The sequence below is a fragment of the Kribbella sancticallisti genome (genome assembly GCF_039530625.1).
Classification (GTDB): Bacteria; Actinomycetota; Actinomycetes; order Propionibacteriales; family Kribbellaceae; genus Kribbella; species Kribbella sancticallisti.
This window is the reverse complement of the sequence record NZ_BAAAOS010000003.1, coordinates 13,221-27,555: the sequence shown is the minus strand read 5'-3', so window position 1 is coordinate 27,555 and position 14,335 is coordinate 13,221. Positions and strand designations below refer to the sequence as shown.

Here is a 14,335-nt window from a genome sequence, read left to right as displayed (position 1 = left end):
GTTGCTGGGGCTGACCAAGGGCCTGGCACGTGATCTCGGGGAGCGGGGCATCACCGCAACGGTGGTGCACCCCGGCAACACCGATACCGACATGAACCCTGCTGACGGACCCGATGCCGAGCAGGAACGGCCGTTTATCGCCCTGGGCGAGTACGGTGCTGCAGCGGACATTGCGGCAACCGTCGCGCATCTCGCAGGGGAGGGTGGGCGCTATATCACCGGCACCGCGATCAGCGTCGACGGCGGATATGCCGCGTGACCTGTCGAACACCCACCGGTGGGGAAAATGGACCGCGCAACTTTGGATCTCCAATGACTAGCCTGGCATGGGTCCTGCTCGCTGTTGCCGGGCTGCTGGAGCTTGTTTGGGCGACCGCCCTGAAGCAGTCCGACGGGTTCACCCGGCTCTGGCCCAGCGTCATTGGGGTCACGCTGTCCTTGGCCAGTTTCGCCATGCTCGCCCTCGCCCTGCGCCACCTGCCAGTTGGCACTGCCTACGCAGTCTGGGTCGGCATCGGTGCCGTCGGTGTCACCCTCGCCGGCATCATTTATCTCGGCGAGGCCGCCAGTTTGCAGCGGCTGCTGTGCATCCTGCTCATCGTCACCGGTGTGGTCGGCCTCCGGCTCCTAGAAGGGTGAGGTGAACCGTCGGCGTCCCCAGACCGCCTGAGCCCGAGCGAGTGGACGTTAATCTTATCGGTGACGGGACTCGCGCACACCACACGGAACATCCGGAACTGAACCTGTCCGGTAGCGATGGCTGTGCCGTGTCTGGACAAGCCGCGAGCGATCCACTTCCCGGACGCCACCCCTGAAATGATCTCGGCGCTCGAAGTGGAGCGCGACCGAATGACCTCCCGAATCGACTGCCTGACCCGCAACCGCAACGCCGTCACCGACTATCTCAACGCCGTACTCACCCTCCGCGACGCCGGTGGGCAGTAGCCACCCCCGCCGTGGCCGGTTCGGGCTCAGACCTTGATGGGTAATGCAAGCATCGCGAGCGCGGCGACGAGTAGAGATCCTTCGGCTAGCGCCAAGGCCTTCTCCAGTGCACCCGGTCAGTGCTGCGTCGTGGTGGATTGGGCCTGTTCAAGGAGGTCGCGGCCCGGCCTGGGTGACCTCCGTAAGATCCCGCGGCGATCTCCTCCTCGGCCCCTCCCGAGATCCGGCAGCAGGGGCCTGCATGGTCACGAAGCCGCACTGCAGACCGTCGACCGCGTCCAGAATGTGCTCTACCGCAGACATCCGGTGCCGCCGAAGCTTCGGCGGATATGGAATGCCGAACCCGCTAACCCGCCAGATCGGTATGCCGCCAGCGAATGGAAGTACCCATTCAGTAACCCGCGCAAATCTCGCGAGCCCCGATCGTCCCGGCGACACCAGGGCGGGTCAGTGGAATGAGCAGAAGCTGGTGCTGCTCACCATGCGCGGCGCGAAATCCGGCAGGAGCCGCAAGGTACCGCTGATGCGGGTCGAGCACGACGGCCGGTACGTCGCGGCTGGCTCCAACAGTGGCGCCACCCACCACCCGGTCTGGTACTACAACCTCCTGGCCGACCCCAAGATGACCCTGCAGGACGGCACCGAGTCCCGCACCATGATCGCCCGCGAACTCCACGGCGACGAGCGGACCGAATGGTGGAAGCGCGCCACCGCGGTCTTCCCCATCTATCTCAGTTATCAGCAAGAGACCGACCGGCTGCTCCCGCTGTTCCTCCTGGAACCCGTTCGGTAGCAGAGCCACACCCTGCTGGAACCGGCCGCCATCCCCAGAACGCCGGAAATCATCCAGCGTACGATAAGGCGCTATAGCGGGCTCAAACGAAATGCGCCCGGTCTGGCCGACAGGTGGATCCGTACAGGCCTTGCGCTGCGCGTGCTCGATGCGTTCTCGACCCAGGCAGAGATCAGCCATCGCAGTGGGCGGATGCATCGGGCTGGACCTCCTGCAGTGGCAGGGTGCCCTGGTCGAGGCGCCCGCCGCCCAAGACCTGTTGCTACACCGGCGCTGAAACCGTCGCCGAACTCGCCGATGGTCTGTCCGGCGGGGTCGTTCTTCGGGATGCTGGGGCCGAACGGGGCGGGGAAGACGACGTCGCTGTCGATGGCGGTGGCGTTGCTGCGGCCCGATGCGGGCATGGCACGGATCTTCGGGGTCGACGTGTGGGAGCGGCCGGTCGAGGCCAAGGCGCTGGTCGGGGTGCACGCCCCGTGGCGCAAGGCGATCGCGACCGGAGCCGACCTGTTGTGGCGAGTCCGGACCGACAAGAGCGCCCCAAACCCACCCACCTCGAGGACCTTCCTGACGGCTCCTGGCCTGCGCGGCCTCACCCCCGCCGCGGAACGCCGTCAGGAGCCGATGCTGGTTCGGGTCATCGACTACACCGTCGACGACGGACGCCAGAACCCCACCAGCTACCGACTCTTCACCACGCTACTTGACCCTGCCGAGGTCTCCGCGGTCAACCTCGCCGCGGCCTACGCCGAACGGTGGGAGATCGAGCTGACCTTCGACGAGCTCAAGACCCACCAACGCGGACCCCGCACCGTCCCTGCGGTCGAAGTCGCCCGATCTGGTCCTCCAAGAGATCTGGGGACACCTGCGCTGCCACTACGCGATCCGCTCCCTGATGGCCGAAGCTGCGACCCACTCCGGACGCGACCCGGACCGGCTCAGCATCGTCGCCGCGCTGCGGATCTCCAGGCAGACCGTCGCCGAGCCGGGGGCTTTTCCCCCTGAACAACCCGGCCGCGACAGCCCCGGCTGGCTCTACTTCCTGCACCGGCTCATCGGACGGCTCAACCCCGAACGACGACAACGCACGGCACCGCGGGTCATCAAACGCAAGATGCCCAAGTGGCACGTCAAACGCTCCCACCACGCCGGCTGGCCACAGCCCCAACACACACCCCAGTACCTCGCCCAAACCCTAACTGAACGGTATTGGCCTTAGCCCAGCCTTAGCCCGGATCCACCGTCAGTAGTCCAGTGACGCTTGGTGCGGTGCGGCTTTCTCTCTGACGGCGGGTCGGCGTGTTGCGGGACCTGGCCGGCCGGTTGGTCTGCGCGCGATGTTCCGGTTTCGGCGATGACCTGCTGGACGATTGCTTGCGCGCTGTGGGCTTTCTCCGTTCCAGCATCGGCAGTGCGCTGTGGGGAAACACCACGTGATAACGGTAGATGGTGAACAGCTCGCTTCGAGGCGCCGGGTTCATGGCGGACCCCGACGCACGATCAGCCGGGCCGTGGTCTGCTTGTGCCTCAGAGGCGGGGCAGTGAGGGGATCTCAGCGACCTCAGCGTCACTGATCCACGCTGGTGCGTCGTCGTCCCCGACGTGATTGGTGTACTTGACCGAAGTCCAGCCTGCTGGCGCGATGGTATCGATCGCGTTGCGGACGGGCGGAAGCATCCGCGCAGTGATCGAGAAGATGGCTTGTGCCGCAGCGCCGAAGCTAACACGTCCGACTAGTAAAAGATGAAAGTCGCAGGAATGTCCTGAGCGTCGAGGGCGCCCGGACGCCAGACAACACCTGCCCATGCCGCCGCAACAGGGCTATGTCATCGACGAGTCAGCGTCGGCGGCCACCCCGCGACCAGCGTCGGGATTTTTCAAGCGAGCTTCCCTCCGCCACGCTTGTCGATCCGACTGTGGCGGTCACAAGGTCCTGCAGGCTCGCGCGTTCGGCAAGTCGAAGGACCGGCGCAAGACCCGCGCACGGCTCGCCCTCGGCGCATCACGAGCCACCCAAAGCGCGGCGGCGATTCCACACACTCCGTTCTCGCCGCCCAGCGACCGTAAGCCGATTGAACACACTCCACCACGGGGCCCAGAGAGCGAAAGAGACTCAAGCCTTATCGATCAGTGTCGAAGGTCGGCGTTATCGGCCGCCCCGTGATCGAAAGGTTTGTGGGAAGTCCTTGTGTTCTCGCATGGTGATCTCGCCTAATACTGGGAGGTCCTGATGTCGAAACGTGGGGTTCGTAGTGCCTTGGCCGTGGTGGTCGGGCTGACGCTGGTCACTGGGTTGAATGTCCCGGCGGGCGCCGTGCCCGCGGCTGCCGAAGACGAGCCGCTGGTCAAGTCAGCCAAGGTGAAGCCCGTGCGGGGTTCGAACTACAAGGTGGTTCCGCGCCAGCCGGATCTCGACGTCGACGTCGCGAAGACGCCGGCCGTGGTCTGGCCGGCGGCTGGGACAGCTGAGGTCATACTGCCGGAGACCACGTGGGCGGCGAAATTGTCCGGCGTACTGCCGAAGAAGGCTGCGGGGACGCTTCCGCTGGCCGTCGGGCCGACCGCTGACGGTACGGCGCCGAGCAAGGTCAAGGTGGAGATGCTCGGCCGGCGTGGGGCCTCGCTGCTCGTGAAACTCACCAGTGCCGACAAGGCTCCAGGCAAGGTGTCATTGGAGTTGAACTACCAGGCCTTCCGGCACGCGTACGGCGGCGACTGGGCGACCCGCCTTCGGTTGGTTCAGGTTCCCACCTGCACCGCGCGGGCCGCCTGCACCGGCCGGCCGATCCCGACCCGCAACACGGGGTCGGGCACGCTCAGCGCCGACGTACCGGCCAACGGACTGTTCATGATGGAAGCGGCCGGGAGCGGAACCGCAGGCGACTTCAACTCCACGCAACTGTCCCCCACCGCCTCGTGGTCGGTGGGTGGATCGTCGGGTGACTTCAACTGGCAATACCCGCTGCGCACACCGCCCGGCACCGGTGGTCCGACCCCACAGATCACCCTGGGCTATTCCTCGGGCAGCGTCGATGGCCGTACGTCGGGCACCAACAACCAGACGTCATGGGTCGGTGAAGGTTTCGAGTTGTCGCCGGGCGGAGCGATCGAGCGCCGCTATGCGTCCTGCTCCTCCAAGTCCGAGCAGTCCGGCAACAACGGGACCAAGCCGGTCGGCGACCTCTGCTTCGCGACGGACAACGCGACCTTCACCCTGAACGGCAAGGGCGGCGAGCTCGTCCGCGACGACGTCACCAAACAGTGGCGGCCGAAGGCGGACGACGGCACCAAGGTCGAGCGCCTCTCCGGTGCCATCAACGGTGACCAGGGTGGTACGGCGGCTGAGACAGGTGAGTACTGGGTCATCACCACCAAGGACGGCACCAAGTTCTACTTCGGGCTGAACAAGATCCCGAGCCCGAGCGCCCAGGACACCAACTCGACCTGGACCGTGCCGGTGGCCGGCAACCACGCCAATGAGCCGTGCCACCAGACCGCGTTCGCCAACTCGTTCTGTCAGCAGGCCTACCGCTGGAACCTCGACTACGTCGTCGATCCGCACGGCAACACGATGTCGCTGTTCTACGAGACCGAGAAGAACAACTATGCCCGCAACGGCACCGAGACGACGGTCAGCAGCTACGACCGAGCCGGCCGCATCAAGCGGATCGACTACGGCCAGACCGCTGGTGCGGTGTTCACCGAGCAGCCCGTCGCGCGGGCCCACTTCGACACCACCGAGCGCTGCGCGACCGGCGTCAACTGCGCACCAGCCGACTACTTCGACACCCCGCTCGACCTGGAGTGCACCAGCACCACCTCGTGCACCAAGTTCAACCCCAGCTTCTGGACCAAGAAGAAACTCACCAAGGTCCGCACCGAGGTGTGGCGACCGGAGACCGGATTCGACGCCGTCGACACCTGGACGCTGCGGCACAGCTTCCCCAACCCGGGCGACAACACCGGGCCCCGCTTGTGGCTGGAGGCAATCACCCACACCGGTCAGGTCGGCGACGGCGCCGTGTCCACACCCGAAGTCAATTTCGACAAGATCCAGCTCAACAACCGGGTCGACGACGGCAGCGGCCAGTCCCTGCTGGACTGGTTCCGGATCCGCGCGATCCACTACGGGACCGGCGGCGAGCTGGCGATCACGTACTCGGGCAAGGACTGCAGCCTGCCCGGCAACGTCCCACCGGCCGACCTGAACAACCGCCGCTGCCACCCGGCGAAGTGGACGCCGCCAGGTGGCGTCGATGAGCGCGAGGACTGGTTCCACAAGTACGTCGTCACCTCGGTCACCGAATCCGACCGCGTCAGCGGCATGCAACCGGTGTTGACGACGATCGACTATCCCGGGGCGCCGGCCTGGCGGCACGACGACGAGGACGGCTTGGTCGAGATCGGCCGCAAGACGTGGTCCCAGTGGCGCGGGTACGACCGGGTGACCGTGACCAAGGGTCACCCGTCCGGCCCGCAATCGGTCACCGAACACCGCTACTTCCAGGGCATGGACGGGGACAAGCTGGCGTCCAATGGTTTCAAGGAGCGCGAGCTAGAGGACTCCACGGGGGTGAAGGTGAAGGACCTGAACGCCTTGGCCGGCCAAGAGCGTGAGCGCAGCAAACTGGTGAACGGCGGAGTCGTCGAACGCACCATCACCGACCCGTGGCTGTCGTCCGCGACCTCGACCCGGGTTCGCGACTGGGGCACCACCCAGGCCTTCAAGCTCGAGCAGAAGTCCGTCCGGCAATGGGAGGCCAAGCCGGGCGGCGGCTTCCGCGAGACCTCGGCCAAGAACGAGTACACCCCGGCAGGCGTGCTCACCGAGGCCACCAACGCCAACGACCTTGCCACTACCTCGGACGACACGTGCACCCGGTACGAGTACGTCGGCAACGCGGCCTTGGGCATCACCGAGCTCCCGACACGGACACAGATCGTCGCCAAGGCTTGTGACCAGCCATGGACCAATGGCGACGTCATCACCGACGAGAAGGTGGACTACGCCGGTGGCGCAACGCCTGCGAGCGCCAAACCCACAGCGGCCTGGCGGTTGTCCGGGTTCACCAGCGCAGGGGAACCGACGTACGAGACCGTCAAGACATTCTCGTACGACGACCACGGTCGCAAGCAGACAGAGACCGACTCCAAGGGCCAGGCCACGACGTACGGCTACGTCCCGTTGGATGGTCCGGTGACCATGACCTCGGTGACGCTGGCGAACGGGCATGTCTCGAGCACCGAGCTCGACCCCGCCTGGGGACAGGCCATCGCGATCACCGATGTCGGAGGACGCCGTACCGTCTCCCAGCGGGACGCCCTGGGCCGGATCGCGAAGGTCTGGTTGCCCGGTCGTGCGGAGTCGCAGACGCCCAACGTTGAGCACGCCTACTTCGGTGGCGTCGACAAGGCGAGCGTCGTACAGACGAAGAAGCTCCAGGCCGACGGCACCGTCGAGACCAGCTACGAACTGCTCGACGGGCTGCAGCGGAAGCGGCAGATCCAGCGGCCTGCTGCCGATGGCATCGGACGGGTGATCACCGACGTCGAGTACGACTCACGCGGCCTGGCGGTGATCGAGAACAGCCCGTACTACAACGATGCTCCTCCTGGTGACTTGGTGTTCGACCCGGTAGAGGAGCTCCTGCCGGCTCGGAAGGCGACCTCGTACGACAATCTCGAAAGGCCGACGAAGGAAGCCTTCTGGTCCTTCAACGACGAGAAGTGGTTCACCACCCACACTTACGAGCCGGACCGGCAGACGGTCAACCCGCCGGAGGGCGAGCAGGCGACAACCAAGATCTCCGACGCCCAGGGGCGCCAGACCGAACTGCGGACCTACAACACTCCGGACCCGAGCGCGGACTTCCACACGACCACCTACACCCATACTCGCGCAGGCCAGCTGTCTACCGTCACCGACCCGGCCGGCAATGTCTGGCGCTACACATACGACCTGAGAGGCCGCAAGATCAAGATCGAGGAGCCGGACCGCGGTACCTCCACCTACACCTACAACAGGCTTGACCAGGTAACCTCGAGCACCGACGCCAAGGGCAACAAGCTCTTCTACGCCTACGATGTGATCGGCCGCCCGACGACGGTCCGTGAGGGCACCGAGGGCGGTGCACTGCGGCTGGAGCGGACCTACGACAGCCTGGTGAAGGGCTCGGCCAGCGCGGCGACGCGATACATCGACGGTGAGGCTTACAAGACTGAGGTGACCGGCTACGACGCGAGCGGTCATCCGACCGGGACCTCGGTCACCATCCCGGCAGCTGAAGGCGCATTGGCGAAGACGTACACGGTCCAGAACACCTACACCTCGACCGGCCTGCCGGAGACAACGACGATGCCGGCGGTCGGTGGCTTGCTCGAGGAGACTCTCACCACCAGCTACGACACGAACGACCTTCCGACCGAACTGTCCAGTGAACTCAGCACCTACGTCACAGCGTCGGAGTTCAACTCGTTCGGCGACCTGACCCTGCTCGAGGTGAAACCGACCGACGGCAAGTGGCTGCGTCACTCCTACATCTACGACGAGCCAACCCGCCGACTGACCCGGGCGATCAGCCAGCGGGAGACCACCGGTCCGCAGCGTGTCCTTGACCAGAATTACAGCTACGACTACGCGGGCAACGTCACCAAAATCGTCGACGCCCCCGCCTCCGGCAGCACGGAGCCGAAGGACACGCAGTGTTTCAACTATGACGAGCTGCGGCGCCTGACCCTGGCCTGGACACCGGGCGATGGCAATTGCGACGTGGAACCGACGAGTGCGAGTCAGCTCGGCGGCCCGGCGCCGTACTGGCACTCGTGGACGTTCGACAAGATCGGCAACCGTCAGACGGAGACCCGCACCACCGCGGCGGGTGCCACCACCAGCACGTACGAGTACCCAGCCGCCGGTCAACCGCGGCCGCACGCCGTAGAGAAGATCACGACGACCGGCCCAGAGGGCACCAAGGTCAACGCCTACGGCTATGACGCGGCAGGCAACCAGACCAGCCGCACCATCGCGGGCGTGGGCGAGACGTTCGACTGGGATGCCGAAGGCAAGCTGAGCACGGTCACGAAGGGCACTCAGAAGACTGAGTACGTCTACGACGCCGACGGCAATCGGCTGCTCCGCAAGGACCACACCGGTACGACGCTGTACCTCGGCGCTACCGAGGTCCTGCTGAAACCAGACGGAACCCAGGTCGGCACCCGACACTACACCTTCGGTAAGCAGGTCATCGGGGTCCGGACCGGCGGCAAGCTGACCTGGCTCGGGTCCGACCACCACGGCTCTGCCACGCTGCTGGTCGACGCCGAGTCACAGGCCTTCCAGCGGCGCCGGATCACACCGTTCGGTGAGAGCCGTGGAGCGGTGCCGGCCGCCTGGCCGAGTCAGAAGGACTTCGTTGGCGGCATCAAGGACGCCTCCACCGGGCTGATCCATCTGGGCGCTCGAGAGTACGACCCGACCATCGGGCGGTTCATCTCGGTCGACCCAGTGGTCGATGCGAACGATCCCCAGCAGCTCAACGGCTACGCCTACGCGAACAACAGTCCAGTGAGCTTCGTCGATGCCGACGGCAAGCGCTACAGGGTAGAAACGGTCACCGAGCTGAAAACCATCGTGCGCCAGCACGTCAAGCGAATCAAGGAGCTTCACAAGGAAGTCATCACGGTGTACGTGAAGGTCGTGATCTTTGCCTTCGTCGCCAAGCTGGCCGCGGCGTTCGGCCTCCACGAGCTGACGCAGAAGATCACCGCCGAGGTGGCCCGTCAAGTGACGATCCTCAAGGAGGTCGTCAAGACGATCAGATACCACACCAAGGAAGTGATCCGGATTGTCACCAAACGCTTCATTCAACTCGCCGGCGACGATGGATACGAGATGAACCAGGCGCTGACGACCGCCAACCAGGCGGACACCACGGCCAACAGCCTGGAGAGATCCAGCGACAAACTAGCCGACATCGCCAAACGAATCGGTGAACGCGCCAAAGAGGCGCAGATCGCCGAGGCGGCGAACCGCTCGCAAAACGCGGACCAGACCAAGAAGAAGAGCACCGACAGCACCTGCGCGGAGTGCGCACTCGACCCGGACGACGAACCACTCGCCAAGGTCGGGACCATCGCTGGCATCGGCGCCGGCGTAGGGTGCGTCCTAACTGCGGGCGTCGGTTGTGGTCTGATGGCAGCCACCGCAGGGGTGGCGTTTCTGGCCACAGGGATCTGGAACTACCACAACGGCCCACTGGGCAAGGAGGCAGGCCGGAACCGTGATGCGGCGATCGCCGACTATCTCCGCTCGAAGCCGAGCAATCCGATTCCGCCGGGAACACCGTTGACCATCGGCTCCTACCTGTCCGAGGGTCAGACTGTCTGCGACATCGGCGCATGTTGAGCCGGGGAGCACGGCGAGGGCTGACGGCCCTGGCCGCGAGCGCATTGCTGGTGCCGATGGTCGTGCCGGCTGGTGAGGGTGTGGCGATGTCCGCTGTACCGGCTCCGGGGGCGCCGCAGCCGGCACAGCGTGTCGAGTTGGAGCATCTCCGGTCGGAGACGACCCAGGTGTTCCGGGAGCCGTCCGGTGTGCACACGATGGAGCAGTTCGTCTCTCCGGTCCGGGCCCGAAAGGGCTCGGGCTGGGCGCCCATCGACACCAAGCTGGCGTTCCAGCCGGACGGATCGGTGCGGCCCGGGCAAATCGTCACAGACCTGCGGTTGTCCGGTGGTGGTGACGGCAACCTCGTCGCGTTGGGCAAGGACAAGAAGCAGGTTCGGATGGGCTGGCGTGGCCGATTGCCCAGACCGGTACTGGCCGGCGACACCGCGACGTACCCGAACGTCCTGCCTGGCGTGGATTTGCGGATCCGGGTCGAGGCGACCGGCTTCCAGCACATTCTGGTCGTGAAGCACCGCGAGGCAGCGAAGAATCCAGCGCTCAAGCGGTTGCGCTTCCCGATCAGCGGTGCAGGGCTTCAGGTGACCACGAAGCCGGACGGAACGACGGTTGCCGCCGACTCGACCGGCAAGACGTTGTTCGCGGCCGGAAGGGCTGTGATGTGGGACAGCGCCACCCTCGGACCGCAACAAGAGGCGAGGCCGAAGCACGCGGACATTCCGACGACCAAGTCCGCGCAGGACCTCGTCATCGAGCCGGACCAGAGGTTACTCACCGCACCGACCACTCGTTATCCGGTCTACATCGATCCGTCGTGGTCGGTGAACAACTATCTGTGGACCCACGTCAGCAAGGAGTACGACAACCAGTCCTATTGGGACTACGACCGCGACAAAGGCGCCAAGGTCGGACGGTCGTACGACAACGTGATCACCTACCGATCGTTCTTCCAGTTCGGCACCGGCGACATCGGCGGCGCGCGGGTGATCGGGAGCCGGTTCGAGATCTCTCTCGACCACAGTCCGTCGGGATCACCGACACCGACCGACCTGTGGTGGACGCACAGTCTCGACCGGAACCAGGCCGTGACCTGGAACAGCACGAGCGGACACTGGCGTGCGCACGTAGCCACGGCCAGCGGCAACGCCTGGAGCGGCAGTCAGCCGGACATGCTGATGGGCTGGACTGGCGCCGGGCTCACTGCGTCGTTCCAGTCCATCGCCGACAGCCGGAGCGGAACCATCACCTTTGGTCTCAGGGCGCCGGACGAGACCAACGTCTCGCAATGGAAGAGGTTCCACGGGTACACCGCGAAGATCGTGGTGACGTACAACAACGCGCCGTACGCTCCACAGCGGGTGAACTTCAGCCGCGCCCGGCCCTGTGGCACGGCGAGCGCGCCGACCGACGTCAGCTGGCCGCTGTCCGGCTACTCCTTCAGTGCGGTCTCCTCCGACAAGGACGGCGACAACCTGGTCACCCGACTGTCGATCCACCGTGCGTCCGACGCTGCGCTGGAGTACGAAATCGACTCGGCCACGACCACCTCGGGGTCGGCGTTCGCCTGGCCTTCGATCCCGCGTGAGGAGTTCATCCCCGGGCAGACGTACTACTACGTTGCCCGTAGCAACGACAATGTCGCGGACGACGGGGTCGATTTCGGGCCCGCGTCCCCGCGTTGCTACTTCAGAGTCGACGCGAAGAAGCCGCAGCCGGCGGTACTGGAGTCCAGCGACTTCCCGGACGGGGAAGCGCAGATCCCAGCCCGGACCGTCGGTACCGTCACTTTGCGGCCGGCGGCCGGCGACACCGATGTGGCCGAGTACCTTTACGGCTTCAAGCCGGAGCGGATCACCAGCCGGATCAAGGCCGGGTCCGATGGGACGGTGAAGATCCCGCTCACCGTCTGGCAGACCGCCGCCGGCAACCTCCCGGCGAAGATGCTGTATGTGAAGGCTGTCGACAGTGCAAATAACATCAGCGACCAGGCGAGTGTCTGGCAGCTGAGCGCCACCAAGCTGACGCAGTTGCCCGCCCAGCGCCGGGGCGACGTCAACGGTGACGGCCGCGCTGACCTGTCCACGGTGCTGGACCAGGGCGATGGCCGGACTGCCATCTGGAACGTCGTCTCCAAGGTCGGCGGTGGTCTGCACACCGGCCAGCTCGCCTGGGACAGCGGTGCCAGTGGCGGTTTCGCCATGTACCGAACCCGACCGGTCCGCGGCGACTTCGACGGGGACGGCCGGACTGACGCCGTACTGATCCGGGAGGAAGCCGGCCGCCGGATCGGCATGTACCGGGGCCTGTCGGACAGCGAGCGATACAACTTCGAATCCGAGCCGGTCTGGCACAGCGGAGTGAACGGCTGGCCGCTCAGTGCGGCCCGAATCATCGCCGGTGACATCAACGGCGACGGCAAGTCCGACGTCATCGCGCAGTTGAAGGGCACCAGCTCGGGCTGGCGGACACTCACCTTCCTCGGCCCGGCGCTCAACAATCCGGTCGAATGGCTGCAGACCTCTGCTCCATGGTCCGGCAGCGCTCCCCTGCTCGCCGACGTGGACGGCGACAAGTTGGCCGACCTGGTCGACATGCAGAACCTCGGCGGCTGCCGCACGGTCACCAGGTACTTCAAGTCCACCGGTACGGCGTTCGTCACCACCCCGGTCGTCCTGCACGACAGCGGTGCGGGCGCCTACTGCTGGGAGCGTAGCAAGCCGCAGGTCGCGGACGTGGACGGTGACGGCAGGGATGACATCGTCACGCTCTACGAGAACAGCAGCACGGACGCCTCGCTCAAGGTCTTCCGATCGACGGGCAGCGCGCTGACCCTGTCCGAGTGGTGGCGCGACGCCACCATGTTCGACCCGGCGCGGACCGCGCTGTCCACCGGTGATTTCAGCGGAGACGGCAAGGAGGACGTCGGTCTCTTCTACTCGATGGTCGGCGGCGGCCGAGAGGTCTTCACGCTCACCTCGACCGGCACCTCGTTCGGTCCGGCGACGAGCGGGTGGAAGGAACCGCGCGTCGGCGCCAGCACCGGTCCGAGCTTCGACATCGAGAGCCGGACCTACGAACTGGTCGCCCGGCATAGCGGCCAGTGCCTCGATGTCTGGCTGGGCAGCCAGACGGACGCCGAGCGGCTGGTCCAGCACCCGTGCCACGGTGGACTCAACCAGCGGTTCCGGATCAAGGAGATCGCCGGCACCGACCAGTACGAGATCCACACCGCCCACTTCCAAGGCAACCATGACGACCTTCGACCGCGGTGCCTTGATGTCGACGACATGCTGCTCGGCGACGAGGTCACCGTCCTGCAGTGGCCATGCATGGGAACGGCGAATCAGCAGTTGCAGATCGAGTACCTGGAGGGCAGCAGCTACGACACCGTCGTTCGGCTCAAATTCGCGCACAGCGGCAAATGCGCGTCGCCGTCCCAAGGCAGTACGGCCAGCGACGTCACCATCGTCCAGCGAACCTGTACCGCCGAGGCAAGTCAGCAATGGATCCTGCGAGCCGGCTTCAACTCGTCCCAGCCGGACGGGAAGTACCGAATCCGCGCCGTCTATGGTGGGCAGTCACTCGACGTGGTGAACTGCCTGCCGGATGCCGACCTTCGCATGTGGAACTGGATCCCCGAGAGCCCCTGCCAACGCTGGCAGTTCCGGCCGCTCGGTGACGACGTCTACAAGATCATCGAGCCCAGCACGGCGCAGGCGGTCGACGTCCTCGGCTGCACGAACACTGTCGGACAGCAGGTCGTGACGATGCCGGAGACCGACAGCCCATGCCAGCGTTGGCGCGTTGAGCCGGCGTACGACGGGAGCTGGTCCATCACCCAGGAGGCCAACGGCAATGCCCTGGACGTGGCCGACTGCAACCCGAATCCGGATGCGAGGCTGATCACCTGGCACTATTGGAACGGCTATTGCCAGCGCTACTGGATCGACCAGCCCTGACGGAGCTGAGCCGGTACGACAGGACTGCCGTACCGGCTCAGCCGCCGTTGGGGATGTAAAGGGTGATCACGGCACCGGTCCCGTCAGGGACGCCGATAACGCACCTGTCGGGCCCAACCGCGCCGGGCGCGGCGTAGGAACACGGACCTTCGCCGCGATTCACGAGCCAGTCGGTGCTGCTCGCCATGGACAACCCACAAGTACGTCGAGCTCCGCGGGCGCCACAGAAGACCG

At 65.7% G+C, this 14,335-nt stretch carries 6 protein-coding genes and 2 pseudogenes; all 8 read left to right on the top strand.

What is annotated here, in order from left to right; translation table 11 throughout:
* Positions 1 to 259 (top strand): SDR family oxidoreductase (locus ABD255_RS01055; protein ID WP_344208718.1); only part of this gene is annotated, 259 nt, incomplete at its 5' end.
* Positions 260 to 312: 53 nt separating this feature from the next.
* Positions 313 to 639, top strand: coding sequence for a DMT family transporter (locus ABD255_RS01050; RefSeq protein ID WP_344208716.1), 327 nt, complete (start codon positions 313 to 315; stop codon positions 637 to 639).
* Positions 640 to 756: 117 nt separating this feature from the next.
* The gene (locus ABD255_RS01045; protein WP_344208714.1) at positions 757 to 945 is read left to right on the top strand and encodes a hypothetical protein; all 189 of its coding nucleotides are present in this window, start codon (positions 757 to 759) and stop codon (positions 943 to 945) included.
* 43 nt (positions 946 to 988) lie between these two features.
* Positions 989 to 1,738 (top strand): nitroreductase family deazaflavin-dependent oxidoreductase, encoded by a 750-nt coding sequence (locus ABD255_RS01040; RefSeq protein WP_344208712.1) that lies wholly within the window; start codon positions 989 to 991, stop codon positions 1,736 to 1,738.
* A gap of 297 nt (positions 1,739 to 2,035) precedes the next feature.
* Positions 2,036 to 2,206, top strand: a pseudogene (locus ABD255_RS01035) (ATP-binding cassette domain-containing protein); the annotation flags it as partial.
* Positions 2,207 to 2,741: pseudogene (locus tag ABD255_RS01030) on the top strand (transposase); the annotation flags it as partial.
* 1,227 nt (positions 2,742 to 3,968) lie between these two features.
* Positions 3,969 to 10,142 (top strand): RHS repeat domain-containing protein, encoded by a 6,174-nt coding sequence (locus ABD255_RS01025; protein WP_344208709.1) that lies wholly within the window; start codon positions 3,969 to 3,971, stop codon positions 10,140 to 10,142.
* The gene (locus tag ABD255_RS01020; RefSeq protein WP_344208707.1) at positions 10,136 to 14,101 is read left to right on the top strand and encodes an RICIN domain-containing protein; all 3,966 of its coding nucleotides are present in this window, start codon (positions 10,136 to 10,138) and stop codon (positions 14,099 to 14,101) included. Before ABD255_RS01025 ends, ABD255_RS01020 begins: the two co-directional genes overlap by 7 nt.
* The last annotated feature ends 234 nt before the right edge of the window (positions 14,102 to 14,335 follow it).

Bases quoted from the DNA above. Each gene is read 5' to 3' on its own strand.
- ABD255_RS01045 (WP_344208714.1), top strand. From the start codon at position 757: ATGGCTGTGCCGTGTCTGGACAAGCCGCGAGCGATCCACTTCCCGGAC.
- ABD255_RS01040 (WP_344208712.1), top strand. From the start codon at position 989: ATGCAAGCATCGCGAGCGCGGCGACGAGTAGAGATCCTTCGGCTAGCG.
- ABD255_RS01050 (WP_344208716.1), top strand. From the start codon at position 313: ATGACTAGCCTGGCATGGGTCCTGCTCGCTGTTGCCGGGCTGCTGGAG.
- ABD255_RS01025 (WP_344208709.1), top strand. From the start codon at position 3,969: ATGTCGAAACGTGGGGTTCGTAGTGCCTTGGCCGTGGTGGTCGGGCTG.
- ABD255_RS01020 (WP_344208707.1), top strand. From the start codon at position 10,136: ATGTTGAGCCGGGGAGCACGGCGAGGGCTGACGGCCCTGGCCGCGAGC.